Raw genomic sequence first — 26,606 nt, 5'->3', positions numbered from 1 at the left:
AGTTCTGAATTGGTGAAGTGTTAAGTGTTGAGTTCAATAATCTTTTCATAATTCAAAACTGATAACTCATAACCTATAACTCTAAATAACCCTAACTTTATCCCCAGTCCCACTTCTGTCCGATTCCCGAACTTTTAGTTTTGTAAAGTTAATGGCATTACCCCTTGACTTTTTCAGTTCGCTGTGGAACTAGAATCTTTGAAGGATGAACTGTTTAGGTTTTTTTAATAATTGTTAACACACGCAATGCAGAAGATGTGGGAGTCTATAATTCATAATCAACTCCCTCGAACGAAGCGGTTGAACTGCCACTAGCAGAGAGAGGAGTATCAATTCTCGTTCCTTGTCTTATTGAGAGGAGAGTCTGCATGACAATTAGTCCTCCAGAGCGAGAGGCAAAGGTAAAAGTGACAGTCGATAACAACCCAGTACCTACTTCTTTCGAGAAGTGGTCTAAGCCGGGACATTTCGACCGCACCCTAGCCAAGGGACCCAAAACCACCACCTGGATTTGGAACCTGCACGCTAACGCTCACGACTTTGACAGTCATACCAGCGACTTAGAAGACGTTTCACGCAAAATTTTTAGCGCTCACTTCGGCCACTTAGCCGTGATCTTCGTCTGGTTAAGCGGAGCGTACTTTCATGGCGCAAAGTTTTCCAATTACGAAGCTTGGTTAACGAACCCTACAGGCATCAAGCCTAGCGCTCAAGTGGTTTGGCCAATTTTCGGTCAAGAAATTTTAAATGGGGATGTAGGCGGCGGCTTCCACGGGATTCAGATCACCTCTGGTCTGTTCCAACTGTGGCGAGCTAATGGTATCACAAACTCTTACCAGCTATACTGCACGGCCATCGGCGCTTTAGTCATGGCAGCCTTAATGCTGTTCGCAGGTTGGTTCCACTATCACGTTAGAGCTCCCAAACTGGAATGGTTCCAGAATGTGGAGTCGATGATGAACCACCACTTGGCAGGTTTACTTGGTTGTGGTTGCTTGGGTTATGCGGGTCAGCAGATCCACGTTTCCCTACCGATCAATGCTTGCATGGATGCGATCGACGCTGGTCAACCTCTGACCATCGGCGGGAAGACAATCGCTACAGTTGGGGACATTCCACTGCCGCATGAGTGGATTTTAAACCCCAGCTTGATGGCGGATCTTTACCCCAGCTTTGCTAAGGGTCTAACCCCATTTTTCACGCTGAACTGGGGAGCGTACAGTGACTTCCTGACTTTTAAAGGCGGTCTGAACCCAACTACCGGCGGTCTGTGGCTGAGCGATACAGCTCACCACCACTTAGCTCTGGCAGTGTTGTTCATCGTCGCAGGTCACTTCTATCGGACTAACTGGGGCATCGGCCACAGCTTTAAAGAAGTTCTAGAAGCTCACAAAGGCCCCTTTACTGGCGAAGGCCACAAAGGGATGTACGAAATCTTCACCCAGTCTTGGCACTGCCAACTGTCTTGGAACTTGGCTTGGATGGGCTCTTTGAGCATCCTCGTCGCCCAGCATATGTACTCGATGCCTCCGTATCCGTACATTGCTACTGACTACGCAACTCAGTTATCTATCTTCACCCACCATATGTGGATTGGCGGATTCCTGATTGTTGGGGCTGCGGCTCACGCGGCAATCTTCATGGTGCGGGACTACACTCCTACCCAGCACGTTAACAACCTGCTGGATCGCGTGATTCGTCACCGCGATGCGATTATTTCCCACCTGAACTGGGTTTGTATCTTCTTGGGCTTCCACAGCTTCGGTCTGTACGTACACAACGATACAATGCGGGCTTTCGGTCGTCCTCAAGATATGTTCTCGGATACTGGGATTCAATTGCAGCCAGTATTTGCTCAGTGGATACAACGTATTCACACCTTAGCTCCCGGCAATACTGCCCCTAATGCCCAAGAAATCGTTAGTCACGCTTTCGGTGGTGGGGTGGTAGCAGTGGGCGGCAAAGTAGCAATGATGCCGATCGCACTGGGTACGGCGGACTTCTTGATCCACCACATCCATGCTTTCACCATCCACGTTACTGTTCTGATCCTGCTTAAGGGCGTACTGTTCGCCCGTAGCTCTCGCTTGGTTCCCGACAAAGCCAACTTGGGCTTCCGGTTCCCTTGCGATGGCCCCGGTCGTGGCGGCACCTGTCAGGTGTCTGGCTGGGATCACGTCTTCCTGGGTCTGTTCTGGATGTACAACAGCTTGTCAGTGGTGCTTTTCCACTTTAGTTGGAAGATGCAGTCAGATGTTTGGGGAACTGTAGCGCCAGACGGTACAATTTCTCATATCACCGGCGGCAACTTCGCACAAGGTGCGATCACGATCAATGGCTGGCTGCGTGATTTCCTCTGGGCACAAGCAGCCCAGGTGATTCAGTCCTACGGTTCAGCGCTGTCTGCTTATGGCTTGCTGTTCTTGGGCGGTCACTTCGTCTTCGCCTTTAGTCTAATGTTCCTGTTCAGCGGTCGCGGCTACTGGCAAGAATTGATTGAGTCCATTGTTTGGGCTCATAATAAGCTAAAGGTAGCTCCGTCGATTCAGCCCCGCGCTCTGAGCATTACTCAGGGTCGCGCTGTGGGGGTAGCTCACTACCTCTTGGGAGGAATTGTCACTACGTGGGCGTTCTTCCTAGCCCGCATGTGTTCGGTAGGCTAAACTACCCCCTAGATTTTGGATTCTGGAATTTTGGATAGTTTGCAAAATCTAGAATCCAAAATCCGCACCCGAATCCATTCAACCTTCAGGATTCAGCATTAATCAAGGCTTATGGCAACAAAATTTCCAAAATTTAGCCAAGACCTTGCTCAAGATCCAACTACTCGTCGGATCTGGTACGGGATTGCGACAGCCCACGACTTTGAAAGCCATGACGGCATGACCGAGGAAAATCTTTACCAAAAGATTTTTGCCTCCCACTTCGGCCACCTAGCGATCATTTTCCTCTGGACTTCCGGCAACCTGTTCCACGTAGCGTGGCAAGGTAACTTTGAACAGTGGATTAAAGACCCTCTAAATGTCCGCCCCATCGCTCACGCGATTTGGGACCCGCAATTCGGTGCTCCGGCAGTAGATGCTTTCACCCAAGCAGGTGCTTCTAATCCGGTGAATATTGCTTACTCTGGGGTGTACCACTGGTGGTACACCCAAGGGATGCGGACAAACGCTGACTTGTATCAAGGAGCTATCTTCCTGCTGGTGCTGTCTGCTGTGTTGTTGTTTGCAGGTTGGCTGCACCTTCAACCCAAGTTCCGCCCCAGCTTGTCTTGGTTTAAGAATGCTGAATCTCGCCTCAACCACCACTTGGCTGGTTTGTTCGGTGTCAGCTCTTTGGCCTGGACGGGTCACTTGGTTCACGTCGCTATTCCTGAATCTCGCGGTCAGCACGTTGGCTGGGATAACTTCCTGTCTACGCTGCCTCACCCCGCTGGCTTGGCTCCGTTCTTTACGGGTAACTGGGGCGTTTACGCCGAAAACCCTGACACTGCGGGTCATGTCTTCGGTACTGCACAAGGTTCTGGAACTGCAATTCTGACTTTCTTGGGTGGTTTCCACCCTCAGACTGAATCGTTGTGGCTGACTGACATTGCTCACCACCACTTGGCGATCGCAGTTCTGTTCATTGTTGCTGGTCATATGTACCGGACGAACTTCGGTATCGGTCACAGCATCAAAGAAATGTGCGATTCCAAAGAGTTCTTTGGTAAGAAAGTTGAAGGCCCTTTCAATATGCCTCACCAAGGCATTTATGAGACCTACAACAACTCTCTGCACTTCCAGTTAGGCTGGCACTTGGCTGCTCTAGGGGTAATTACTTCCCTCGTGGCGCAGCATATGTACTCGCTACCTCCTTACGCTTTTATAGCTAGGGATTACACCACTCAGGCGGCGCTGTACACGCACCACCAGTACATCGCTGGATTCATCATGCTGGGCGCTTTTGCTCACGGTGCGATCTTCCTGGTGCGGGACTACGATCCCGAACAAAACAAAGGCAACGTGCTTTACCGCGTGTTGCAGCACAAAGAAGCGATTATCTCTCACTTGAGCTGGGTCTCGCTGTTCTTGGGCTTCCACACTCTCGGTCTGTACGTTCACAACGACGTAGTTGTTGCTTTTGGCACTCCTGAGAAGCAGATTTTGATTGAGCCAGTATTTGCTCAGTTCGTACAATCTGTTAACGGTAAGGCTCTGTATGGTATGGACGTGCTGTTGTCCAATCCAGATAGCATCGCTTCCACCGCATGGCCAAACTACGCTAATGTCTGGTTACCAGGCTGGCTAGAGGCAATCAATAGCGGTACCAACTCTCTGTTCTTGGCAATTGGCCCTGGCGATTTCTTGGTTCACCATGCGATCGCACTTGGCTTGCACACCACTACCTTGATCTTAGTCAAGGGCGCTCTGGACGCTCGCGGTTCTAAGCTGATGCCGGATAAGAAAGATTTCGGCTATGCTTTCCCTTGCGACGGCCCCGGTCGTGGCGGTACTTGCGACATCTCTGGATGGGATTCCTTCTATCTAGCGGCGTTCTGGATGCTGAATACGATCGCGTGGGTGACTTTCTACTTCCACTGGAAACACTTGGGCATCTGGCAAGGTAATGTGGCTCAGTTCAATGAGTCTTCTACCTACCTGATGGGCTGGTTCCGCGATTACCTCTGGCTGTATTCCTCTCAGTTGATCAACGGTTATAACCCGTTTGGAACGAATAACTTGTCTGTTTGGGCCTGGATGTTCTTATTCGGACACTTGGTTTGGGCAACTGGTTTCATGTTCTTGATCTCTTGGCGTGGTTATTGGCAAGAGTTGATCGAGACGATTGTTTGGGCTCACGAGCGTACTCCTTTGGCGAACTTGGTTCGCTGGAAGGACAAGCCAGTGGCTCTGTCAATTGTGCAAGCTCGCGTAGTTGGTTTAGCTCACTTTGCAGTTGGCTTTGTCTTCACTTACGCGGCCTTTGTAATTGCCTCGACGGCCGGGAAATTCGGGTAATTCTGAAGTCTGGTTTTGTAGGTAATTGAACAAATCCCCTGCCTTTCGGCGGGGGATTTTGTTTGGTTTGTTGGTGGAAAGTGGAAAATTGACAGAAACAGGACAGTCCTAAGAAAGTTAAGAAAATGGTAATTGAGGTAAAATTATTTAAGTTAGGTTCACGCTACAAAAATAAATTATTGTGCAATACGTTTTGATTATCCATCAAGTAGAAGATTACCCAGCATGGAAAACTATCTTCGATGGAGCAGCAAAGATTAGAAAGGATGCAGGAGAAGTAAGTTATCAACTATTAAAGTACGACGATGATGCAAATCATATTGTTCACTTTTCAAAATGGTTATCTTTAGAGCGTGCAAGAAAGTTTTTTGAATCGCCGGAATTGGTAGAAATTAGAAAAAAAGCTGGTGTCAAAGCACCTGAATTTATCTATCTAGAAGAACTAGAAAATGGGCTTCTATAAACCTAGTCAGTACGTAAATCGTGAGTATTTTTCTATGGCGAAGTTACCGCAGGAAACAATAGCAACTATTTTAAATTTACAGGCAAGGCTTTTGGCAGGAATTGATGAAGCTAAGGCGGCAGAATTTGCCATCTTTGAGCAATATGGGGAGACGGAGGCGACAGCTACAGTGTTGGAGCAATTGCAAAATGCTGCTGAACGGCTAAGAAATCCTTATTCTCGCTTCTACACACTGCTGCTGCGGATTTCTGAATCACAGCCATTGGCTTCTTCTGCTATGCTGAATTTATTAGCTCAAACGATTGAGCTAGCACAAGCTGACGCTGATGCAGTTGAAGCCACTATCCGCGAAGCGAAAATGGATTTTAACCTACCATGAGTGAAAAACCTAAACTCCCTGAACCAGAAATAATTGAAAAGACTGTGAGAAATCTCCGAGGTGTCTGTCAAAGACTTGATGCTCTTACCCTCAGTTTAGATGAACTGATTGCTATGGTGGAGGCTGATATTCGCAATAGTCCGATTAATGTTCACCGTCGGGAAAAGGCGAAACGGTTGGCGGATGCTGTTAAAGATTAAGATTAGGGCGATCGCATTCTCTCACTTCACCAAAAGCGCGATCGCCTATTCTTCAATAATCTCTACTAAATCTTCAATCATCACATCAAACGCCCGCGCTAGCTTGTGCAGGGCCGTAAAATCAACCATTGATATTTCTGAACGACGAGCGTAGCTGGTGATGGTACTGTAAATCACGCCCGATCGCTCAGCTACTTCTTTAAATGTCCAGCCTCTCTCAGCCGCTAACTCTCGCACTTTGACTCTGACTAAACCCATGCTTGACAAATAATGCAGTTGCGTTTTACAATAATTTTATCTGAAAAAGCGATCGCTCTCCGGCGTAGAAAACTAAAGGGCGATCGCCTGTAAAACCTAATAAGGACAGATAGTATCTGTCTAATGCACCTACCATGATAGCAGCATCTTTGTCAAAATCAAGCCCTCTGGCCTGCTCAAAAATTCTTCACAAATCGCCAGTTTTGCATCCGTTGGCGAGATTTGTCACTGAGGAAACGGTTGCTCTCCTATTCAACATCTCACTCGATGAGATTTATCGGATTGATTGTTACCGCCACGTTGTCTATGTTTATGCTAAGGGAATTAGTCGATTTGTTAGCTATGCGGATTTTCCGCCGCTAGTGGGGGTGACATTACCTGATACCAAAGATTTTTGGCGGTGGCGCAAACGGTGGAAAGGTAAAATTGCGCCGGAATTTTGGGTTAAATTTTATATTTACCAGTTTAAAAATGCTTCTTCAATCGAGGATTTGCAAGAGTGGGGGAGGTTAGTTGGGAAAATCAAATCGGAGTTTTCTCAAGAAATATTGCAGGATTTAAGAGATGTTTATGCCAGAGAAAAATCTGGATGGGAAAACTTTTGAGATTTGCGGCATTTCCTGACTTCGACTAAAGCGCGATCGGCAATGTTTAAGATAAACTATAGATAGCACAGATATATAAATTATGAACACAGCAACTATCACCTTAACAACTCCGCTAGAATTAAACATTGAATTGACAGATGAGCAATTTTTCCAACTCTGTCAAAACAACCGCGATTTACAATTTGAACGTACAGCCACAGGAGAATTGATTATTATGCCGCCAACCGGAAGTGACACGGGCAACCGTAATATTGATATAACTTACCAACTCCAAGGTTGGAGTCGCCAGAATAATCTAGGCAAAGCCTTTGATTCTTCGACAGGTTTCAAACTTCCTAATGGTGCAGAACGTTCTCCCGATGCTTCTTGGGTTAGCATTGAACGGTGGAATGCTTTAACTTCAGAACAACAAGGAAAATTTGCTCCTTTGTGTCCTGATTTTGTAGTCGAGTTGCGTTCTCCTAGTGATTCTTTAGAAAAATTGAGGAGTAAAATGAGAGAATATATAGAGAATGGTGCTAGATTGGGATGGTTGATAGATCGGCAAAATCGGCGAGTAGAAATTTATCGGCCTAATCAAGAAGTTGAGATGATATCATCGCCAACTCATCTCTCAGGTGAAGATGTATTACCAGGGTTTGTACTGGATTTACAATACATTTTGTAGTAAGTGCGATCGCACTTTAATTTTTACGAGTTTACGTCAATTTCGCTTTTAATTGGATCGGTTGCTGGCGGATGACGACCTACAACTTTGTCAGCAGCGCGGATATTTAGCACCCGTTCCCGGTTTAAAAATAATGTACTGACTGTAACTCTTCCTATAGGTGTCAAACCAATAATTAATAGTCTGTCAGCAGACCAAATAAAATGTTCGTTCCAAATATTTTGGCGCGGATTAAATAGAGAAACTTCTGCTCCTGATTCCACATCTATAGCTGTGACTTTATCCGATTTTTTTCGGTTACAATGAAAGCAAGCTAAAGCTAAATTATCCAGGTTATCAGCGCCACCTTGAACTATTGGGATGATATGCTCTACTGTGAAGCGAACATATTGCCATTTTTCAGAAGCATGACAATACTCGCACAGATAATTAGCTCGTTGACGTACTTGTTCTTGGATAGATTCACTGAGTTTGCGGCGAGAAGACAATTCTACAACTCCTGCTGACTTTGGGTAAGAAAAAGATTGCGAATAGTGCGGTTGACAAAACTGAGGTAATCATCTATTTCTTCATAGGAATCAAGTTCTTTTTCTTCGGCGGTAGTTAGGGCAGAGTTTTGCTGTTTAAAGAGCAATTCTTCTATTTTATCTTGGACTGTGCTAGTAGCTCGAAAAACGGGTATTCCTTCTTCTAACTCAATCCTAACTGCACCTTCTATCGGTAGAGATGATGGTAAGTTGTCAAGTTTTGGTAAGATATTAATGGTCATAGGAAATAGGAGAAAATACTTTCTAGGTTTATTGTAACTCTAAGTGCGATCGCACTTTACTTTTTACTCTTCATGCGATCGCATCAATCGAATTCTGTTGATCGAGTGTTGTCGGGTATTGGCGCATTGGTGGGGGTGGGTTGAGTGTACCATGCTTGATAAAAGTCTGGGTAAGTCATATTTTGGGCGCAGTTCCAGATGACTTTGTAGCAGTTTTCATAGCGATTAAAATCATTTTCGTATAGTTCGGAAGTTAGGCAATTTTTCAATCCTGAGACTGCGGTGGCGAAGTGTTGACCTTTCATAATTTCCACTAAGTTATATGCCGCTTGTCCCGGAATATGTTCATCATCTGAAGTTAGGATTAAATCGACTAAAGCGGAGATCAGCACTGGATTATCTTTGTCTATTGCCACTAAGCTTTCTGCTGCTTGCATCCGCGTAAACTCATCACCAGAATTGCGGATTAACTCAACTATAGCGGCGATCGCAACAGGGCTATCTTTGGCTATTTTCCCTAAGCTAGCTACCGATATTCTTCGAGTAAATTCATCACATGAATTGCGGATTAAATCGACTAATGTGGATATCACTTCAGGGTTATTTTTGCCTATTTCCCCCAAGCTATATGATGGTAGCCATCGGGTAAATTCAGGTGAGGAATTACGGATTAAATCGACTAAAGCTGCGGCCGGAACTGGGTTATCTTTGTCTATTTTTCCTAAGCTTTCTGCCGCCGCCCATCGGGTACTTTCATTGCCTGAAGTACGGATTAATTCAACTAAAGCTGCGACTGCAAGTGGGTTATCTTTGCCTATTTCCTCTAAGCTTTCTACCGCTCTTTTCCCTATACATCTATCACCTGAATTTCGTATTAAATCGACTAAAGCGGAGATTACAAGTGGGTTGTCTTTGTCTATTTTTCCTAAGCTATATGCTGCTATGTACCGGGTAATTTCATTACCTGAAGTGCTGATTAAGTGAACTAAAGTGGAGATCGCAAGTGGGTTATCTTTGCCTATTTTCCCTAAACTTTGAAGCGCTGGCCACCCGATAAATTCATCATCTGAAGTGCGGATTAAGTGAACTAAAGCGGAGATCGCTTCTACGCTATCTTTACCTATTTTTCCTAAGCTATATACCGCTTCCCTCTGGGTATCTTTATAACTTGAAGTGCGGATTAACTCAACTAAAGCGGCGATCGCTTCAGGGCTATCTTTACCTATTTTTCCTAAGCTTTCTGCGGCTCGCATCCGGGTATATTGATTACCTGAAGCGCCAATTAACTCAACTAGAGCGGCGATCGCCACTGGGTTATCTTTGCCTATTTCCCCTAAACTTTGAAGCGATCGCCTCCGGGTAATTTCATTACCTGAAGTGCGGATTAACTCAGCCAAAGTGGAGATCGCCACTGGGTTATCTTTGCCTATTTTCCCTAAGCAATCTACCGCTCGTGACCTGGTATCTTCATCACCTGAAGTACCGATCAACTCGACTAAATATGCGATCGCTTCTGGGTTATTTTTACCTATTTCCTCTAAGCTACCTCCTGCTAGCCACCAAGTATTTGAATCATCTGAAGTGCATATCAACTCAACTAAAGCGGAGATTGCAACTGAGTTATCTTTACCTATTTCCTCTAAGCTATGTGCCGCTTGTCCTGGAATATGTTCATCATTTGAAGTTCGGATTAACTCAACTAAAGTTGCGATTGCCACTGGGTGATCTTTGTCTATTTTCCCTAAGCTATCTGCGGCTAGCAACCGGGTATATTCATCACCTGAAATGTTGATTAACTCAACTAAAGGTGCTATTACCCTTTCCCGATCCGTCTCTTTCAGTATCTCCCTAGCTCCCTGTGCAAGTGGATCTGGAAATGTCTGCCACCGCTGTTTTTCCTCATTAAAATAACCAAAACCCCACTTAATAATTTGCCCCACAATCTCATCAGCAAGACGACAATCCTTAAACTCAGTAATTCCGACAGCCGCTAGAAAATATGCACGATAATTATAAAAATTATCACACCTATCCTCAAACTCAACTAGCGCCTTAATAAACGATTCTTTCTCCTCCTTACCTACCTCATCACGACCCAACCACAGCAAAATAACTTCTTTCCACTGCTTCTCAAAAATGTGGTATTGAGCTTCAGAATGTTGCGGATTATCAGGAATATGATTCAGGAAAAAATGCCAATTCTCAACCGCTAACGCCGCAAAATATTCCTGAAATGTCGGATGAAAAAGTGCTTGTTCTAAATAATGGTTGACAATTTTACCTGCTTTTGCTAATGCTTTTAACGCCATCAACCAGGCAAGATTAAATGATTCATTGGTTTTACTTCCCACCATCCCTTGCCAAGCGTCCCCAAAAATCAAGCCCAAAATTGGATCTGGCATTTGACGGTTCTCCTGATTCGCGACTCAAAGCGGGTTACTTCAATGATAAACTATTGAACCCGGCTAGGGGAAGATCGATCGCCTAAAAAGACAATACAGACCAAAAATTAATGCCCTATACCTTTAAAATGACAGAACCATCTCAGTTAAACTTAACTATATCTTGTTCAAAAATCCTCCACAAATCCTCACTTCTCCATCCCCTCGCTAGATTTGTCACCAAAGAAACCGTCACCATTCTATTTAACATTTCCCCAGACGACATCTACCGAATCGAATGCTATCGTCATGTAGTCTACATCCACGCCAAAGGCATTAGCCGCTTCGTCAACTATGCAGATTTCCCCCCATTATTAGAAGTAGAATTACCAAATCCCTCCGATTTCTCAATGTGGCATAAACGCTGGAAAAGTGCAATCGCCCCTCAATTCTGGACAACATTCTACACCCACCAACTTACTAACGCCTATTCCATCGATCGCCTGTACGAATGGGGCAGATTTATCGGTAAAATTAAATCAGAATTTTCACCCGAAGCATTGCAACAACTCAGAGATACCTACGCACTACAAAAATATTGGCGAGAAAACTTTTCCGTATCCCTGTAAAATTAATCAACCTCATTAGTCCGCGCAGGCGGACTTTGTTCGTGTAGCCGCGATTTCAATCGCCCGGATTTTTGGTATAATTCCCAAATAGACTATAATTGAAATTATGATTTTCCCCGATTTTACCCAATTCTCCGAACTCGCCAAGCAAGGTAACTTCATCCCCGTTTATCAAGAATGGGTGGCCGATTTAGATACCCCCGTTTCAGCTTGGTATCGCGTCTGTGCCGGTCAACCCTACAGTTTCCTGCTAGAATCAGTCGAAGGCGGCGAGAAAATCGGGCGTTATAGTTTATTAGGCTGCGATCCGCTGTGGATTCTGGAAGCAAGAGGCGATCGCACTACCCAAACCCACCGCAACGGTTCTCAAACTATCTTTACAGGCGATCCCTTTGAAGCCATAACCACCTGTCTCAAACCTTTTGATCCCGTTAAATTGCCCCAATTACCATTAGGAATTGGCGGCTTGTTTGGATTTTGGGGATATGAATTAATTAACTGGATGGAATCGCGAGTACCTGTTTATCCAGCCACCGCAGAAGATTTGCCAGACGGGTTGTGGATGCAGGTAGATAACTTGCTGATTTTTGACCAAGTAAAGCGCAAAATTTGGGCAATTTCCTACGCAGATTTACGAGATAGCAATGTAGACTTGCGGGAAGCCTATCAGCAAGCGTGCGATCGCGTCACTCAGCTAGTTAATAAGTTAAAATCGCCTCTTTCCCAGCAAACAACACTCTTAGAATGGACACCGCCAGGATTTGATTCTTACCAGTCAACCGCAGAAAAAACCTTAGATTACACTAGCAATATTACCCGCGAACAATTCTGCGCTAACGTCGAAAAAGCCAAAGATTATATCAAAGCCGGCGATATTTTTCAAGTCGTACTTTCCCAACGATTATCTGCTGAATATAACGGCGATCCCTTCGGACTTTATCGTTCCTTGCGCTTAATTAATCCATCTCCCTACATGGCTTATTTTAACTTCGGAAATTGGCAAATTATTGGTTCTAGTCCCGAAGTCATGGTAAAAGCTGAAAATACCATAGATGGCAAAAAAGTAGCCACATTGCGGCCCATTGCTGGTACTCGCCGCCGAGGTAAAACTCCCCAACAAGATGATAGTTTAGCAGCGGAATTATTGCAAGACCCGAAAGAAGTTGCCGAGCACGTCATGTTAGTTGATTTAGGCCGCAACGATTTAGGTCGAGTCTGTCGCAATGGTACTGTAAAAGTTGACGAATTAATGGTAATTGAGCGTTATTCTCACGTCATGCACATTGTCAGCAATGTTGTGGGAGAATTAGCTAGCGATAAAACGGCTTGGGATTTGTTGAAAGCTTGTTTTCCTGCGGGTACTGTCAGCGGTGCCCCCAAAATTCGGGCGATGCAAATTATCCACGAATTAGAAGGATGTCGTCGCGGGCCTTATTCCGGGGTTTACGGGTACTATGATTTTGAGGGACAATTAAATAGTGCGATCGCAATTCGCACAATGGTTGTCCGTACTAAGGATGATGGCACAAATGCCGTTTCCGTGCAAGCCGGAGCCGGTTTAGTTGCTGATTCTAACCCAGAATCCGAATATGAGGAAACCTTGAATAAAGCCAGAGGAATGTTAGAAGCTATCCGCTGTTTAAAATAGTTATTTGTTAACTGTTAACTGTTAACGGTTAACAGTTAACAGTTAATAGTTTGATTTCTATAAGTTTGATGTAGGGGCGTTGGCGTAGCCTGCGCGTAGCGCATAGCATTCGGGCGATAAATTACTGCTATAAACCAATATTTTGTTCCCGAATGCTTCGCCTTTCTTCGTCTAACCGATAACAGTTAACAGTTAACAGTTAACAAATAACAAATAACCAATAACAAATACTATGAAATTTTACATTGTTGATGTCTTTGCTGAATCAAAATATGCGGGTAATCAGTTAGCCGTATTTACTGGCGATCGCGTAGCAGAATTATCTGATACCGAAATGCTACAAATAGCCAGAGAAATCAATTACTCAGAAACTACCTTTATCCTCTCAAATGAGATAAAAAACGATGGCTATGACGTGCGGATATTCACACCGAAAAAAGAATTACCCTTTGCGGGACATCCAACATTAGGAACAGCCTACATCATCCAAAACGAAATTATTAAAAACCAAGTTGAACAAGTTAATCTTAATTTAGCCGTCGGTCAAATTCCAGTTACATTTAATTACATTGACGAAGCCACAGACGTTTTATGGATGCGACAAAAGCCACCAACCTTTAATCAAAAATTCGACCCTGAAATTCTGGCCTCAGTGTTAAACTTAGAAGTAGATGAAATAGACTTGACATATCCAATTCAAGAAGTTTCTACAGGCGTTCCCTTTATTATCGTACCATTAAAAACTCACTCCTCCCTCAAAAAAGCCAAAGTCAACTTAGACAAATATTTTGAGTTAGTTAAAAATCTTGAAGCCCAAGAAATCCTAATATTTTGCCCAGAAACATACAACCAAGATAATGATTTAAGCGTCCGAGTATTTGCCGATTCTTTAGGTATTCCTGAAGACCCCGCTACAGGTAGCGCCAATGGCTGCTTAGCCGGATATTTAGTAGAATATTCATATAGTGGTAAAACATCTGTAAATGTGCGAGTTGAACAAGGTTATGAGATTGATAGACCTTCATTATTACTTTTGAAATCTCAAAGAAATCAACAAGAAATAGAGGTTTACGTAGGTGGAAAAGTGGTGATGGTAGCCAAAGGAGAATTTGTTTAAAAATATATATCATTTAAGAGCGCTATAGTCAAGTTATAATCCAAGGAGAAACAAGCAAAATGGTGACAGCAATAATTGAATCAAAAGAGGTTAAAATTAGTGAATTACCCCACATTTCCATAGAAGAATGGATGCAAAACCCACCTGAAAATACAGAATGGGTAGATGGGGAATTAATCGAGAAAAATGGTATAACACTCAAACATAGTCGAATTCAGTTAAAATTAGGTACTTGCTGGCGAAATTATCCCTCTTTTGTCACTTTGGGGAGAGTAAAATTTAGGCAGCAATGGAACTGGTAGCAGGAAAAGGTGTATAAATAGCAGGGAAATCATCCATACAGTAAATTAAGTCATAGAACTTTCGACGCAAACCAGGAATCTTAAACACTGTTAACCAAGGAGAGATTAAACAATAAAAAATATAGGGCTGAATAATCAATTGAATCTCGGCTCAGATTGACGGTAAGATAGCTGCTGCTGGTATTCCTTCCATTGATTGTAACGCACTCGCTGTCCGGGTCCCATCAGCACCCCATGATTACTACGAATAGCGACAATCAAGGATAGCTCTTGTTGTTCTAATGCTCTAATTACATCCCCACTTTCCCCATATAAGCTATCTGCTAAAACCAACTTAATTTTAAAGCCAAAAGCTTTGAGTTCCCGCAGTATTTCTACTGCTAACTGGGGTTTAGTTTGATAGATATCTCCCGGGTTTAGGCATCCTTTCGGCTTGAAAATTTTAAATAGGGCTTGCTGAAAATCGTTGGGTACTTCTGGCAAATCTAATTCCCTGGTCAGAATTTGAGGAAGAATATGCCCAGAATTTCTCCGAGGAAATGGGAGCGCCAGCCAAACCCTTTCGGATGGCACTGGGAGCGTTAATCATCAAAGAAAAATTGGGAATTAGCGAAGCGTGAAACAGTCGAACAAATTAAGTAAAACCCTTACTTACAGTATTTTATCGGAGAAAATAGTTATCGGAACGAAGCACTTTTTGACGCTTCAATGATGGTTCATTTTCGACAAAGAATCGGTCAGTCTCTGCTTAAAAAAATCAATCGCAAAATTGTCCAAAAAGGTCGAGGATTCAAGCCGGAGGAACCCAGCACAAAAAAGTCAGAAGAAGCCGAAAGACCAAAAGAAAATAGAGGAAAGCTATTAATCGATGCAACGGTAGCACCTGCCGATATCAAATACCCCACCGATGTAGACCTGTTAAATCAAGCGAGGAAAACCACCGAACTCATCATAGACATATTATATAAATCCCTGAAGGAGAACCTAGACAAAAAACCAAGAACTTACAGAAAGAAGGCCAGAAAAGATTATCTAAAATTCGCCAAAAACAGGAAGCCCTCTGGAAAGGAAAGGAGAAATGCCGTTAAAAAACAGCTTCAATATATCAAACGAAATTTGGGACATATCGAGAAATTAATGAATAAAGGGGCTAGCCTAGAACTCTTAAGCAGAAGGCAATACAGGAATTTGTTGGTATCGAGTGAGATTTATCGTCAACAGCAGTGGATGTGGTCAAATAATCAAAAAAGAATCGAACATCGAATTGTCAGTTGAATCGAGTCATGGCTAAACTATCTAATACTTCTGAAACTTCCATTACTCTTACATTTTTAGTGATTAACCTGGTGAAGCTGCTGAGGCAGTTTTACTGTCTTTTTTTGTGTCAATTTTTCCCAAATATTATGATTTTATCGAGAAGGATTAACTTTAGCTATGAATTAAATAATCGAAGTAAAGCAGGGCTTATTATGTGAGGAAGATGGGCCTCTTCTTCATTTCTCACCCCCCTGCTTTTTATAACTTTTTCAGCAAGCCCTATATATGCGTACCGATCGCACTCAAAAGGCGCGATCGCACAACTAAGATGTGCGATCGCAATTATCTCGATAAAAGCTTAATTCCTTACTTTTGATTGCCGATCGCCCACTGCATCAACTGCTGCCACTCCGCAGATTTCCCCAACATATCAACATCAAAATCATCTCTCTCATTCTCATAAAATTCCGCAAAACTTTCCACCCAGTTAATAACAGTTTCCACAGGCAAATAAGGCGTATAACTCCAAGAACTCTGTAGAAACTGCACCATTTCAGCGCGATGGCCTTTTGAGTGCAAATACCAAGCAATCCAGACAAAGGTACTGTACTTAATCGGCTTTTCTAACAACCTTATTTTCCCTGGCAATTCCGGTCGAGCAAAAAAACTTTCAATCACTTTTGCCAGAGAGTTAGCCTGCGGTAAACCTTTGAACATCGCACTCTGTTCGTGCTGCCGATAGCAAACAGTCACCTGCTTTAACCACTCAGTTTCACACCCCATTAAAGCCAAACGCAAAGCCAAATCCGTATCTTCAGCCGGAGGAAACCGAGGATCGAAACCACCCGCACGTTCTAACCATACTCGGCGAAACATCATCGCACTTGGCAACACAGGTTTCCACCGCAACCACATCTCTAAATCCAATTTTGGGACATTTTGCCAAGGTTTAACATCTTGCAAAAACTCACCTTTACTATTAACTTTGCGCCACCCACTATGAACTATTCCCAAGTTAGGTTGCGCCTCAAACATTCCAATCTGTGCCGCTAATTTGTCAGGGAGAAAATAATCGTCTGCATCTAGAAAAGCGACAAATTCGCCCCGCGCTAGCTGAATGCCATGATTACGCGCAATAGAAACTCCTTGATTTTTTTGATAAACGTAGCGAATGTGGGAACTATAAGGCTGCAAAACGGAAACCGTGTCATCTTTTGAGCCGTCATCCACAATAATTATCTCCCACTGGGAGTAAGTTTGAGCGAGAACGCTCTCCACCGCTTGCACAATATAAGAGGCGCAGTTATAGGCGGGAATTACCACGCTTACCAAAGGTGTCATAAATAAAAGGCTAAGGCAGGACAAATTATTGTAGGCTGGGCGCTACCATCATCTCATTTACCGTAGAAAAATATCATCGCAGTAGCATCCACCAAAGCTGCTGTTACTCAACCAGAAGACAGAAATGCAGAAATTAGGAGCCAGCCAAACTCAACCCGCTAGGATTGAGTAAGGGGTTATTGCTTAATTGTTGACTGCGATCGCCCTCTAGGTTCAAATATTTCTCAACCACTTGTAGAACTTTTTCCGCAGTAGGAGGCTTACTCACAAAATCCGTAGCACCCGTCCACTTAGCTCGCGTGCGGTCAACAATGCCGTCCTGACCTGTCAAAAATACGATCGGAGTGTCCCGGAATGCAGGAGTTTGCCGCAAAAAATTGCACAGAGTAAAACCGCTAGCCTTCGGCATAATCACATCCAAAAAAATTAAAGCAGGCTTTTGCTCGGCGAGAGTCGCTATTCCCTTCATCGGGTCTTGGATTTTCACGACTCGATACCCAGCAGGTACCAGAATTTGCTCTAAAAACTCGCAAACCGCACGGCTATCATCAATACAGGCAATTAAAGGGCGCACCGGCTGAACGATCGCAGCCGCTAAGCGCCACTGTTCCATTGGCGAAGGCAAATCCTGTACCGTTCGGAAATCAATCAAACCTTGCTTGACAAAGTGATATAAAGTGCGAGTCGCCACTGTCAAACATTGCTTTTTCTTCAAAGCAATATCCCAGAGAGTATTCTGACCATTGAAGTGGTTGCTCAAAGCCAGCAAAGAATCAGAACTAACTCGACTTTCCAAACTGTCAGATTGTTTTAAAATCGGCGCGAGATCGGGATTTAAGTGCGACAAACCCATTGCTTCCCACTTTTGGCAAAGTTCTCGATTGTCGGAGAGCATTTGCTCGCTTTCTAATTTTGGGATCAGCAAACGGGTATTAATCGAAAAAGGAGGCTGTTTGTAAGGATGCCACTTTCTCTTCAAGCCTGACTGATTAGCAATGGAAAAGAAAACTTCATAAATACTGCTGCGGATAATACCCTTGGCTTGCTCGACGCTCATCTCTCTTTGAGCAATCCCGTGTTGTAGGAGCTGATATTCCCAAAGCTCCTCGGCAGCCATTTGGTGAAGATTTACCCGAAAATCAGGACAATGATCCGCGATCGCCCTATACCAGCGCCGAGAGCGGTGCAATCCCCCGGTAGCATAGAGCATAGACCCGTCAAAAAAGTAAAGTTGCCATTTTTGCTCCCCATGCTCTAGGAGCAATTTTCCAGTAGCCCGCTTCTGGCTAAGTATAGCCAGGGTATCGGACAGCATCTTGCACCCAGTAGCGGTGGCTGACATATTAATCCACAACCTCTTACTCCATTGATATTTTATTATTTATTAGATGTCGGGAGATCGGTAATATCACTGAAGTTAGTATAGCTGTGTAATTCTCCCTATTTTTAAATATTAACTTACACTTTAAGTATTTGGCAATCCAACTTTACGCAATCTTTAAATTGTCAATAGATACTACTACAGATTGTAGGGCAGATTACTTAAAATTATGGTGAAAATCCTTAAAAATCAAAGACAAGTTGCGGTGGGTGAGCGTAGAAGCCTTTCTGGGGGGTCTTGTACCTACGGGCTGCGACACATCAATACGGATAATTGGTAATTGGTAAGTGGTAATTGCGATCGCAACAGACAAGAATGTTAGGGCGCATATCCACAACGCCGCCCTCTAGGCCGTTAAGACATCGCCTAGAGAGCGGCGTTATCTAAGTTTTCAAAGAAATAAAATTTGCTTTGTCCCTCTGAGTCCTGATTCCTTCTTCTTCATTCTTCATGCTTCGGAGGCACTGGATCGTAACCGCCGGGATGGAAAGGATGGCAGCGCAAGATGCGACTAATTGCCATTTGACCGCCCTGCAAAACCCCAAATCGTTCTATTGCTTCTACTGCATATTGCGAACAAGTTGGTTGAAATCGGCAGGCACGAGGCAGGTGAGGAGAAATTAAAATTTTGTAGCCCTTAATTAATCCAATTAGTAATATTTTCAATTAGTAATATTACCCTGACGCGATCGCCAAAAGCCCGTATAGTGCAGAATGAACATTTGAGCGCTATTAGCCCTCTGATATTCGCCCTCTCAGTTTCTATGTCCAAACTCAACACACCATCTACCATGCAGCGTCAAGTGCAAGGCAAATCACTGGTAAGCCTCACCCTCAGCCTGATCTCCCTAATTTCAGCCATTAGTCCCGCAATAGCCGCACCTCCCCGCACGCCAGACAAAGAAGAAAATTGCGACATTCTGGTAGTAGGTGGTGGGCTTTCAGGTGCGGCCACTGCTTACGAAAGCTTACTCGCAGGTCGCACTGTTTGCTTAACTGAAATTACCGACTGGGTAGGCGGGCAAATTTCCTCCCAAGGTACCTCAGCACTTGACGAACGTGAAACCCAGCGATCGCTATTATTCTATCCTCGCGGCTATCTAGAATTGCGATCGCGCATCCAAAAGCATTACGGTAGACTCAATCCCGGCGGCTGTTGGGTCAGTAATTCTTGCTTCATGCCCTACGATGGCCATAAAATCCTATTTAAAATGTTGCAAGATGCCGCCAAAAAAGGCAAAGGTACGCTTAAATGGTTTCCTAATACAGTCGTCAAAGATTTAGACATTTCCGGGAATCAAATTAAAGGCGCGATCGCGATTCAGCATCAACCAGCAACAGGTACTCCTCCGATTAACGCTGAACCTCTTTCTCAAACCATCGAAGATGCCTATCGATACGAAAATTCCGCACGATTTAATAAAACCATTATTCGCTTCACCCCCAAGCAGTCAAATAAACCTCAGCAAACAGCTAAATCGGCTAATTGGTATGTCATAGATGCCACCGAAACAGGTGAATTAATCGGTCTCGCAGACGTTCCCTACCGCCTGGGGATTGACCCCCGTTCCTATCTAGAACCTTCTTCAGCAAGTCCTAATGGCGATCCTTATTGTACTCAAGGTTTTACCTATACCTTTGCAATGCAGGCAACTAAGGAACCCCAGACCCATCAACTACCCTCATTCTATCAACAATATGCTCCCTACTACAGCTATGAATTGCAGCGATTAGCTAGTTTTCCCCTAGTATTCACCTACCGCCAAATTTTTAGCACTAAACCAGATCAAAAACGACCTCCAAACCCTAGAGACTTTCCCATCTATCCGGGCGATATCTCCATGCAAAACTGGACTTGGGGTAACGATTATCGGCCTGGAACTTCCACAGATAACCTGATCTATACTCGCGAACAATTGCAAGCCACAGGTCAATTGCAACCGGGAGGCTGGATGGGCGGCTTACGGACAGAAACTTTGCGACGTGGTGAAGAAAATGCCCAAGGATTTTTCTATTGGCTAGCTGTAGGTACAACTGATTCACAATTAGGCAATGGCGTGAAAAAGCCTTACCCAAATCTCAAATATTTGACGGGTTTAGATTCGCCGATGGGAACAGTACATGGGCTTTCTAAATATCCTTATATGCGGGAGGGAAGGAGAATAATTGGACGGCCAAGTTTGGCTCAACCGCAAGGTTTTACTGTGTGGGAAGTAGATATGTCTCGCAATAACTTTGCGACTGATTTTTATCGCCAAAATCTATCTCCCGAACAGTATCGCGATTTGTGGTTAGCTTTGGGTGGTTTAGATGCACCTGCTTTGGCTGTGGGAGATCTATCTGTGGAGGAAACAAAGCCGCGATCGCGCTCTTTTATTTATCCTGATTCTGTGGGAATTGGTCACTATGCGATCGACTTTCACCCCTGTATGACTAATAGCCCCCCAGAAGCACCCGGTAATACTGAACGCGAAGGAACTCGCAAGGGTCAAGGTGAAGCTTATCCCTTCCAAATTCCGCTCAGAGCATTGATTCCGCAGAAAATTGATAATATGTTAGTTGCAGGGAAAAGTATTGCTACTAGCCACACTGCGGCCGCTGCTTATCGCGTACATTCTTTTGAATGGTCTTCGGGTGCAGCGGCCGGAACTACTGCTAGTTTTGCCCTAGAAAAGGGGATTCTGCCTTATCAATTGGTGGATGAATTACCTTCTTATGAGCCTGATTTGGAAGCGCTGCAACGGCGGTTAGAGCAACAGAAAAACCAGATTGCTTTTCCCGGAACTTCGATTTTCAATAGTTCTTGGCAAAAGTGGAAGTAATAGGCTGCTTGCACAAATAATTGGTAATTGGTAATTGCTAATTGGTAATTACCAATTGCTAATTAGAATTAAAAATGCAAAATGTAGGTTGTTGGGTGGAGCGTAGCATAACCTAAATCTTGGTTCATTGTAGGTTGTTGATTGTTAGTTGTTAGTTGTTAGTTGTTAGTTATTAGCCGGAATTATATCATGTCCGGTTAAATACTTGTCATTGCGAGCGAAGCGAAGCAATCGCCTAGTCTCTGCGATTGCTTCGCTTCGCTCGCAATGACCGCTCGTAAGTAATTTGCCAGACATGATATTACGCACTAACTTAATACCCAATTACCAATTACCAATTACCAATTACCAATTACCAGTTACCAGTTACCAGTTAACAGTTAACAGTTAACTGTTAACTGTTAACTGTTAACAATTACCACTCAGGATCGGAAGCAATGAGCGCCGTTGCCGCCTCACTCGGAAGCGGCCTAGCAAAGAAATAACCTTGACCGTATTCACAGCCAAGCGATCGCAACTTAGCCAACTGTTCAGCCGTTTCCACCCCCTCAGCAATCACATCCATCCCCAAAGCGTGAGCTAGCATCACAATAGTCCGCACTATAGCCGTATTTTCTCCCCCGCGTGACTTCGGATTAGCGATTTTTTCCACCATCCCCTCTGAGCCCACTTCCATGCGACCCACAAAAGACTTATCCACCTTCAAAGTATCAGTAGGAAAGCGGCTCAAATAACTCAAAGACGAATATCCCGTCCCAAAATCATCAATTCCCAACTTGACATTTAACGCCTTCATCTGATTAAGAACTGCGATCGCAGATTCTACCTCATCCATTACCACACTTTCCGTAATCTCCAACTTCAAACACTCAGGTTCAATACCCGTCCGTTGCAGGATTTCCTTAATTTGTTTCACCAAATCCGGCTGTGAAAACTGCTTAGCAGACAAATTCACACTCATCGTTAAAGGAGGATCGAACTGAAACTGCTGTTGCCACAAACGTAATTGGCGCATAGCTTCCTCCAACACCCACTGACCTATAGGCAAAATCAAACCCGTTTCCTCCGCCACCGGAATAAACTTCAGAGGCGACACCAAACCCCGTCCCGGATGTTGCCAGCGAATCAGCGCTTCAAAACCGATAATCTTTCCAGTAGCTAAATGTACAAAAGGCTGGTAGTGCAGTAAAAACTCTTGACGCTTGACAGCCATTCGTAAATCCGTCTCTAACTGCAATCGTTCCACTGCGGTTGCGTGCATTGCCGCATTAAACACCTGATAGCGCCCCATTCCCAAAGCTTTAGCGCGATACATTGCCGTGTGAGCATCCCGCAATAAATGCTCTGGTCGCTCGTCTTCTTCCCCTGTTTGCGTCTCGCCTTGGGAACCCCCCACAGCAATACCAATACTCACCGTCATTAATATTTCTTGTCCGCTCAAATTAAAAGGTATAATTAATGCTTCATGAATCCGTTCTGCGACGCTGGTAGCAGTAGCAACATCCTTAATATTTTCAATTAGAATCGCAAAATCTCCCCCTCCCACTCGTGCCACAAGGTCACTAATTCGCACGCAACACTTCAATCTTTCCACCAAAGCAATTAGCAAGCTGTCCCCCGCGACATGACCGAGAGAATCGTTAATTACCTTAAAACGATCCAAATCCAGAAAAAATACTGCAAAAAAATCGTACTGGCGATGTTTGGCATTTTTGGCAGCGCGAGCAACCCGTTCAATAAACAAAGCTCGGTTAGGCAATCCTGTCAGGGAATCGTGAAAGGCATTGTATAGCTGTTTGTAGGCAGTCACACAGGCACTTGTTACTAGCAATGCCAATATTGGCTCTACGGGTGGCACCCACCCTGCCTCTGTAAATAATCCAAGGGTAATCGCTAGTAAAGTTCCTAATGCTATTACTAAAACCACCCCCAATTTGGCTGGGTGTTGAATTCGTAAAGCTAGGATTCCGCCCACAATTGCCCATCCTGCTGCCCACAAAAATTCTGCCCACTCTGGCCAGAACCAAAACAGGGGCTCGCCGTCCAAAACTGCACTTAAAATTTGACTGACCATTTGGGCGTGAAGCAGCACTCCAGGCATTTTGGCGTTTTGTTTCTCAATGGGGCTGTAGGGGGTGAGAAATACGTCTCTACTGCTGGGGGCAGTAGTGCCGATGAGTACAATTTTGCCTTTTACCCAGTTGGGGTCAAAATCTCCTTTTAATACTTGCCTAAAGCTGATTTGTCGCGCTACTTTGCGAGGAGAACGGTAATCGATCAGAATTTGGTAGCCTTTGGCATCCAGGTTAGTATAACCGCCAGCATTGGGTTCTAATGGTACAAACTTGGCTTTGCCCCAGTAAATATGGTTGGGATTAGTAGTGCTATTTTTGGGTTCAACTATGTCTTTGATGTAAAAAAATGCGAGCCGGAAAGAAAAGGAGTATAGGGGTTTGCTACCTGGTTTTGAGAGAAAAACTAAGTTGCGGCGGACGACTCCATCGAGGTCAAGCAACAAGTCGTTAAAGCCGATACGATCGGGTGGTACTCCTGGCGGCGGCGGGACTCCCATGCTTTCAGAGTCGTTAAATTTTGAGATGGCGATCGCGTTTGGGGCTTGGAGTTGAGTTAGGAGTTCTTTGTGTCCTGGTTCTTGAGGTACATCGCGATATATGTCTAAGCCAATTACTTTGGGCTGGTGTCGTTGCAGTTGTGCTAGTGCTTGGGCGATCCGGCGATCGGAAAGGGGGACTCTGCCTAGTGCTTGGATATCTTCTTCGGTGATACTCACTACTAGCAGTCGCGGATCGGGGCCGCGATCGCCCATTAAACGCAGACCTCGGTCAAAAGTCGCCATTTCCAGCTCTTGAAGCCCTCCAAGTTGGCGAATTAATAGTAGCAGCAAGCTAACGGTTATGCTAATTAGTATGGCGGGAAAGAGCTTCAGCCTCGTACCGTTGGAGAAAACGCTGAAGTGAGCTGCTAAGGAGAGTACAGAGCGAAGATTTCGATAGAATTTAGGAGTCACGGAGGAAATAGCTGGATGCGAATTAGCCTGAACGAGGATGTTGTAAATTAGTTGAGCCTAATCCTAATTATTGATTAAGTGTATTCGCTCTTTCCCTGGGCCCCAACTTTCAACTTGTGCCGATGGGCGGATTTTAAGTTTCAGGCGGGAAGATGTTTTAGATAATTTCTTCTGTAACATCTCAAAAAAGAAATGGTATCAGTTTAAAATGCCTTTGTCGAGTGTAAGGATATTGGGGAAATTATGGCGAGTCAACTTCCGATTCCGGTGATTGTTAACGGTGCTGCTGGCAAGATGGGCCGTGAGGTGGTGAAGGCAGTAGCAACAGTTGGGGATATGACGCTGTTTGGGGCTATAGAGCGCTCTCCTGAGTTTCTTAACGTGGATGCGGGGGAACTAGCGGGGTGCGGTGCATTGGAAGTTCCTCTGACGGATGATTTGCAAGGGATGCTAGCGTTAGCGGGTCAAGAAAAACAGTTAGGGGTGATGGTGGATTTTACGCACCCAAATTCAGTTTATGAGAATGTGCGCTCTGCGATCGCCTACGGTATTCGTCCCGTCGTTGGTACTACGGGTCTGAGTCCCGAACAAATTCAAGATTTAGCTGAGTTTGCGGATAAAGCTAGCATCGGTTGTTTAATTATCCCTAATTTTTCGATCGGTATGGTTTTGCTTCAGCAAGCTGCGCTGTCAGCATCCCAATATTTCGATCATGTAGAAATTATCGAACTTCACCACAACCAAAAGGCAGACGCACCCAGCGGTACGGCAATTCAAACTGCTCAAATGTTAGCAGAAATGGGGAAAACTTTTAATCCCCCATTTGTGGAGGAAACTGAGAAGTTACCAGGTGCAAGGGGAAGTTTAGCGGATGAGGGTATTCGCATTCACAGCATTCGCTTACCTGGTTTAATTGCCCACCAAGAGGTGATTTTTGGCGGCCCCGGTCAAGTTTATACTTTGCGTCACGATACGAGCGATCGCGCTTGCTATATGCCCGGAGTTCTCTTGGCCATCCGCAAGGTACTGGAACTCAAATCTTTGGTTTATGGTTTAGAAAAAATATTGTAAACTGGTTATTGGTTAACGGTTAACTGTTAACAGTTAACCGTTAACCGTTAACAAAAAATTATGCTAGTTCCATTAACTCGACAAACCTTTGAAGAACTGATTCCCGCCGTTGCTACCGCTGCTCAATACAAATATGCTTGGGGTAAACCCTCAGATTTTTTGAAGCGGCTATTAATTTCTGTAGTCAGCGTACTTTTCATGCTATTAGTTTATAAATTAGCGTGGGAAGATGGCGGGGCAGTAGTTTTAATTTTTGGACTTATTGCTGGTCTTTACTGGCTTTGGGGCCCGGTTTTATCGGCAAGTTTGCGAAATCTACAATGCCGGAAATATAAATACTGCGGTTTCTGGCAAGGACGAGTTTTAGATGTTTATATCACAGAAGAAGTCAGCAGTCAAGAAGAAACTGTTAACAGCAAAGGACAGCTTGTGATTGTAGACAATTTAGAGCGGATGATTAATGTAGAAGTAGGAGATAAGACAGAATTTACTACTAAAATTAAAGCACTTATTAACCGCACTCACCAGGAGATTGCACCGGGTCAAGTTGCTTTAATGTTAGTAATGTCAAATGAAGAAGATTTAAGCCGTATTTCTAAGGTTTCAGATATTTACATTCCCAGTCGAAATATCTGGGTAAGCGATTATCCTTACTTACGGCGGGATGTGTTTGTAGAAGTCAGTCGTCAGTTGAAAAAGAAAAGAGATAGGGGAGGGAGAGATGAGAGTGAAGAAAGGGGAGGGGAGAGGATGCGATCGCGCCTTGATTATTGATTTGGAAGCGATGCCTTCGGCTGGCTTCGCCTACGCGCTTTTTCTTAACTTATTCAGCAAGCGCTATTATATTGATGATAAGCAAAAGCAGGTGGTTGTAACTATTATTGCTCATCGCAGGGAAGTTTATTAGTGAGATCGCGCTTCGGTGAGGGAAGGGCGATCGCTTTTCCTGCAATTAGATAGACAAAATGTTACCTCAAATCTAAAAATATCTACCGAGTGCTATTTACAATAGTCCCCTGTTTTGTCGCGATCGCATAAATCGAACTCATATTAAATCACTGAAATCCTTACTGTGATTGCATTTTTCTCTTTCCTTCTTCTTTCTTACTTAGATTTTTAGCTTTCCTCAGCAATTTCTGCGGCTTTCTTTTCTCCCTGATATTTCAAGCCTTTGACAGCTTTTTTAAAGTTATCATATTTCTCAATCCTTTCTGTTAGATTCGTCTCAAGTTTGTAATCGGTTCGGATACCTTCAACCCCTTTTCTAATTAGTTCCGCATCAAGG

24 protein-coding genes and 1 pseudogene are annotated in these 26,606 nt (G+C 44.2%); 16 read left to right on the top strand and 9 right to left on the bottom strand.

The genetic code is table 11. The features are described from left to right. Positions 1-368 precede the first annotated feature (368 nt). From psaA to OSCI_RS15475, 5 genes are all read left to right on the top strand, one after another. A complete protein-coding gene (psaA, locus tag OSCI_RS15495; RefSeq protein ID WP_007355960.1) occupies positions 369-2,663 on the top strand; it encodes a photosystem I core protein PsaA in 2,295 nt (764 codons plus the stop codon). 111 nt (positions 2,664-2,774) lie between these two features. Next, on the top strand, positions 2,775-5,000 hold the full coding sequence (psaB, locus tag OSCI_RS15490) for a photosystem I core protein PsaB (protein WP_007355959.1): 2,226 nt from the start codon (positions 2,775-2,777) through the stop codon (positions 4,998-5,000). A 181-nt stretch (positions 5,001-5,181) separates the two neighbouring features. Next, complete coding sequence (locus OSCI_RS15485; protein ID WP_007355958.1) at positions 5,182-5,463, top strand: hypothetical protein; 282 nt, start codon at positions 5,182-5,184, stop codon at positions 5,461-5,463. 34 nt (positions 5,464-5,497) lie between these two features. Continuing rightward, a complete protein-coding gene (locus OSCI_RS15480; RefSeq protein ID WP_007355957.1) occupies positions 5,498-5,842 on the top strand; it encodes a hypothetical protein in 345 nt (114 codons plus the stop codon). Then, positions 5,839-6,042 carry a hypothetical protein gene (locus OSCI_RS15475; RefSeq protein ID WP_007355956.1) on the top strand — a complete coding sequence of 68 codons (204 nt, stop codon included), beginning with the start codon at positions 5,839-5,841 and terminating at the stop codon, positions 6,040-6,042. Before OSCI_RS15480 ends, OSCI_RS15475 begins: the two co-directional genes overlap by 4 nt. Positions 6,043-6,087: 45 nt before the next feature. On the opposite strand, the gene OSCI_RS15470 is transcribed toward OSCI_RS15475, so the two are convergent. After that, positions 6,088-6,300, bottom strand: coding sequence for a helix-turn-helix domain-containing protein (locus tag OSCI_RS15470; RefSeq protein WP_007355955.1), 213 nt, complete (start codon positions 6,298-6,300; stop codon positions 6,088-6,090). A gap of 134 nt (positions 6,301-6,434) precedes the next feature. Between OSCI_RS15470 and OSCI_RS15465 the strand changes: the two genes are divergently transcribed. Both OSCI_RS15465 and OSCI_RS15460 read left to right on the top strand, forming a co-directional pair. Further along, positions 6,435-6,905: a hypothetical protein gene (locus tag OSCI_RS15465; RefSeq protein ID WP_007355954.1), complete on the top strand. Its 471-nt coding sequence runs from the start codon at positions 6,435-6,437 to the stop codon at positions 6,903-6,905. Between the two features lie 82 nt (positions 6,906-6,987). Then, entirely contained in the window at positions 6,988-7,575 is a 588-nt protein-coding gene (locus tag OSCI_RS15460) for a Uma2 family endonuclease (RefSeq protein WP_007355953.1), read from the top strand. 23 nt (positions 7,576-7,598) lie between these two features. Here the strand turns inward: OSCI_RS15460 and OSCI_RS15455 are convergent, their stop codons facing one another. The 3 genes from OSCI_RS15455 to OSCI_RS15445 all read right to left on the bottom strand — a co-directional run bounded on the left by OSCI_RS15455 (position 7,599) and on the right by OSCI_RS15445 (position 10,746). Beyond that, positions 7,599-8,063 carry an HNH endonuclease gene (locus OSCI_RS15455; protein WP_007355952.1) on the bottom strand — a complete coding sequence of 155 codons (465 nt, stop codon included), beginning with the start codon at positions 8,061-8,063 and terminating at the stop codon, positions 7,599-7,601. Between the two features lie 2 nt (positions 8,064-8,065). Further along, on the bottom strand, positions 8,066-8,344 hold the full coding sequence (locus OSCI_RS15450) for a hypothetical protein (protein ID WP_007355951.1): 279 nt from the start codon (positions 8,342-8,344) through the stop codon (positions 8,066-8,068). An 83-nt stretch (positions 8,345-8,427) separates the two neighbouring features. After that, positions 8,428-10,746 carry a HEAT repeat domain-containing protein gene (locus tag OSCI_RS15445; protein ID WP_007355950.1) on the bottom strand — a complete coding sequence of 773 codons (2,319 nt, stop codon included), beginning with the start codon at positions 10,744-10,746 and terminating at the stop codon, positions 8,428-8,430. A 110-nt stretch (positions 10,747-10,856) separates the two neighbouring features. On the opposite strand from OSCI_RS15445, the gene OSCI_RS15440 reads away from it, so the two are divergent. The 4 genes from OSCI_RS15440 (at position 10,857) to OSCI_RS15425 (ending at position 14,421) form a co-directional block, all read left to right on the top strand. Continuing rightward, entirely contained in the window at positions 10,857-11,354 is a 498-nt protein-coding gene (locus OSCI_RS15440; protein ID WP_007355949.1) for a hypothetical protein, read from the top strand. A gap of 106 nt (positions 11,355-11,460) precedes the next feature. Continuing rightward, positions 11,461-13,002 carry an anthranilate synthase component I gene (gene trpE, locus OSCI_RS15435; protein WP_007355948.1) on the top strand — a complete coding sequence of 514 codons (1,542 nt, stop codon included), beginning with the start codon at positions 11,461-11,463 and terminating at the stop codon, positions 13,000-13,002. A gap of 232 nt (positions 13,003-13,234) precedes the next feature. Beyond that, a complete protein-coding gene (locus OSCI_RS15430; RefSeq protein ID WP_007355947.1) occupies positions 13,235-14,119 on the top strand; it encodes a PhzF family phenazine biosynthesis protein in 885 nt (294 codons plus the stop codon). A 59-nt stretch (positions 14,120-14,178) separates the two neighbouring features. After that, a complete protein-coding gene (locus tag OSCI_RS15425; protein WP_007355946.1) occupies positions 14,179-14,421 on the top strand; it encodes a hypothetical protein in 243 nt (80 codons plus the stop codon). Between the two features lie 135 nt (positions 14,422-14,556). On the opposite strand, the gene OSCI_RS15420 is transcribed toward OSCI_RS15425, so the two are convergent. After that, the gene (locus tag OSCI_RS15420; protein WP_083811312.1) at positions 14,557-14,994 is read right to left on the bottom strand and encodes a transposase; all 438 of its coding nucleotides are present in this window, start codon (positions 14,992-14,994) and stop codon (positions 14,557-14,559) included. On the opposite strand from OSCI_RS15420, the pseudogene OSCI_RS29090 reads away from it, so the two are divergent. Both OSCI_RS29090 and OSCI_RS30035 read left to right on the top strand, forming a co-directional pair. After that, positions 14,880-15,693 (top strand): annotated as a pseudogene (locus OSCI_RS29090) (transposase); the annotation flags it as partial. The gene OSCI_RS15420 and the pseudogene OSCI_RS29090 overlap by 115 nt on opposite strands. Before the next feature lie 208 nt (positions 15,694-15,901). Continuing rightward, positions 15,902-16,054: a hypothetical protein gene (locus OSCI_RS30035; protein ID WP_155523415.1), complete on the top strand. Its 153-nt coding sequence runs from the start codon at positions 15,902-15,904 to the stop codon at positions 16,052-16,054. Here the strand turns inward: OSCI_RS30035 and OSCI_RS15410 are convergent. The 3 genes from OSCI_RS15410 to yidD all read right to left on the bottom strand — a co-directional run bounded on the left by OSCI_RS15410 (position 16,045) and on the right by yidD (position 19,066). After that, a complete protein-coding gene (locus OSCI_RS15410; RefSeq protein ID WP_007355943.1) occupies positions 16,045-17,019 on the bottom strand; it encodes a glycosyltransferase family 2 protein in 975 nt (324 codons plus the stop codon). The two genes, OSCI_RS30035 and OSCI_RS15410, sit on opposite strands and share 10 nt — an antisense overlap. Before the next feature lie 133 nt (positions 17,020-17,152). Continuing rightward, positions 17,153-18,361: a response regulator gene (locus OSCI_RS15405; protein WP_007355942.1), complete on the bottom strand. Its 1,209-nt coding sequence runs from the start codon at positions 18,359-18,361 to the stop codon at positions 17,153-17,155. A gap of 480 nt (positions 18,362-18,841) precedes the next feature. Further along, positions 18,842-19,066 carry a membrane protein insertion efficiency factor YidD gene (yidD, locus tag OSCI_RS15400; RefSeq protein WP_007355941.1) on the bottom strand — a complete coding sequence of 75 codons (225 nt, stop codon included), beginning with the start codon at positions 19,064-19,066 and terminating at the stop codon, positions 18,842-18,844. Positions 19,067-19,164: 98 nt separating this feature from the next. Between yidD and OSCI_RS15395 the strand changes: the two genes are divergently transcribed. Then, positions 19,165-21,222 carry an FAD-dependent oxidoreductase gene (locus OSCI_RS15395; RefSeq protein ID WP_007355940.1) on the top strand — a complete coding sequence of 686 codons (2,058 nt, stop codon included), beginning with the start codon at positions 19,165-19,167 and terminating at the stop codon, positions 21,220-21,222. Between the two features lie 415 nt (positions 21,223-21,637). Here OSCI_RS15395 and OSCI_RS15390 read toward each other — a convergent pair whose 3' ends face one another. Then, the gene (locus OSCI_RS15390; protein WP_007355939.1) at positions 21,638-24,250 is read right to left on the bottom strand and encodes an EAL domain-containing protein; all 2,613 of its coding nucleotides are present in this window, start codon (positions 24,248-24,250) and stop codon (positions 21,638-21,640) included. Positions 24,251-24,493: 243 nt separating this feature from the next. Here OSCI_RS15390 and dapB point away from each other — a divergent pair, with 243 nt between their 5' ends. Next, the gene (gene dapB / locus OSCI_RS15385) at positions 24,494-25,321 is read left to right on the top strand and encodes a 4-hydroxy-tetrahydrodipicolinate reductase (protein ID WP_007355938.1); all 828 of its coding nucleotides are present in this window, start codon (positions 24,494-24,496) and stop codon (positions 25,319-25,321) included. A gap of 60 nt (positions 25,322-25,381) precedes the next feature. Next, positions 25,382-26,095 carry a hypothetical protein gene (locus OSCI_RS15380; RefSeq protein ID WP_007355937.1) on the top strand — a complete coding sequence of 238 codons (714 nt, stop codon included), beginning with the start codon at positions 25,382-25,384 and terminating at the stop codon, positions 26,093-26,095. Positions 26,096-26,606 lie beyond the last annotated feature (511 nt).

Origin of the sequence: Kamptonema sp. PCC 6506 (assembly GCF_000180455.1) — a bacterium.
Taxonomy (GTDB): Bacteria; Cyanobacteriota; Cyanobacteriia; order Cyanobacteriales; family Microcoleaceae; genus Kamptonema; species Kamptonema formosum.
This window is presented reverse-complemented; position numbering and strand designations above follow the sequence as displayed.

Bases quoted from the DNA above. Each gene is read 5' to 3' on its own strand.
- OSCI_RS15460 (WP_007355953.1), top strand. From the start codon at position 6,988: ATGAACACAGCAACTATCACCTTAACAACTCCGCTAGAATTAAACATT.
- OSCI_RS15475 (WP_007355956.1), top strand. From the start codon at position 5,839: ATGAGTGAAAAACCTAAACTCCCTGAACCAGAAATAATTGAAAAGACT.
- OSCI_RS15450 (WP_007355951.1), bottom strand. From the start codon at position 8,344: ATGACCATTAATATCTTACCAAAACTTGACAACTTACCATCATCTCTA.
- OSCI_RS15425 (WP_007355946.1), top strand. From the start codon at position 14,179: ATGGTGACAGCAATAATTGAATCAAAAGAGGTTAAAATTAGTGAATTA.
- OSCI_RS15465 (WP_007355954.1), top strand. From the start codon at position 6,435: ATGATAGCAGCATCTTTGTCAAAATCAAGCCCTCTGGCCTGCTCAAAA.
- OSCI_RS15445 (WP_007355950.1), bottom strand. From the start codon at position 10,746: ATGCCAGATCCAATTTTGGGCTTGATTTTTGGGGACGCTTGGCAAGGG.
- OSCI_RS15380 (WP_007355937.1), top strand. From the start codon at position 25,382: ATGCTAGTTCCATTAACTCGACAAACCTTTGAAGAACTGATTCCCGCC.
- OSCI_RS15405 (WP_007355942.1), bottom strand. From the start codon at position 18,361: ATGTCAGCCACCGCTACTGGGTGCAAGATGCTGTCCGATACCCTGGCT.
- psaA (WP_007355960.1), top strand. From the start codon at position 369: ATGACAATTAGTCCTCCAGAGCGAGAGGCAAAGGTAAAAGTGACAGTC.
- trpE (WP_007355948.1), top strand. From the start codon at position 11,461: ATGATTTTCCCCGATTTTACCCAATTCTCCGAACTCGCCAAGCAAGGT.
- OSCI_RS15470 (WP_007355955.1), bottom strand. From the start codon at position 6,300: ATGGGTTTAGTCAGAGTCAAAGTGCGAGAGTTAGCGGCTGAGAGAGGC.
- dapB (WP_007355938.1), top strand. From the start codon at position 24,494: ATGGCGAGTCAACTTCCGATTCCGGTGATTGTTAACGGTGCTGCTGGC.
- psaB (WP_007355959.1), top strand. From the start codon at position 2,775: ATGGCAACAAAATTTCCAAAATTTAGCCAAGACCTTGCTCAAGATCCA.
- OSCI_RS15395 (WP_007355940.1), top strand. From the start codon at position 19,165: ATGTCCAAACTCAACACACCATCTACCATGCAGCGTCAAGTGCAAGGC.
- OSCI_RS15430 (WP_007355947.1), top strand. From the start codon at position 13,235: ATGAAATTTTACATTGTTGATGTCTTTGCTGAATCAAAATATGCGGGT.
- OSCI_RS30035 (WP_155523415.1), top strand. From the start codon at position 15,902: ATGGGCCTCTTCTTCATTTCTCACCCCCCTGCTTTTTATAACTTTTTC.
- OSCI_RS15410 (WP_007355943.1), bottom strand. From the start codon at position 17,019: ATGACACCTTTGGTAAGCGTGGTAATTCCCGCCTATAACTGCGCCTCT.
- OSCI_RS15480 (WP_007355957.1), top strand. From the start codon at position 5,498: ATGGCGAAGTTACCGCAGGAAACAATAGCAACTATTTTAAATTTACAG.
- OSCI_RS15440 (WP_007355949.1), top strand. From the start codon at position 10,857: ATGCCCTATACCTTTAAAATGACAGAACCATCTCAGTTAAACTTAACT.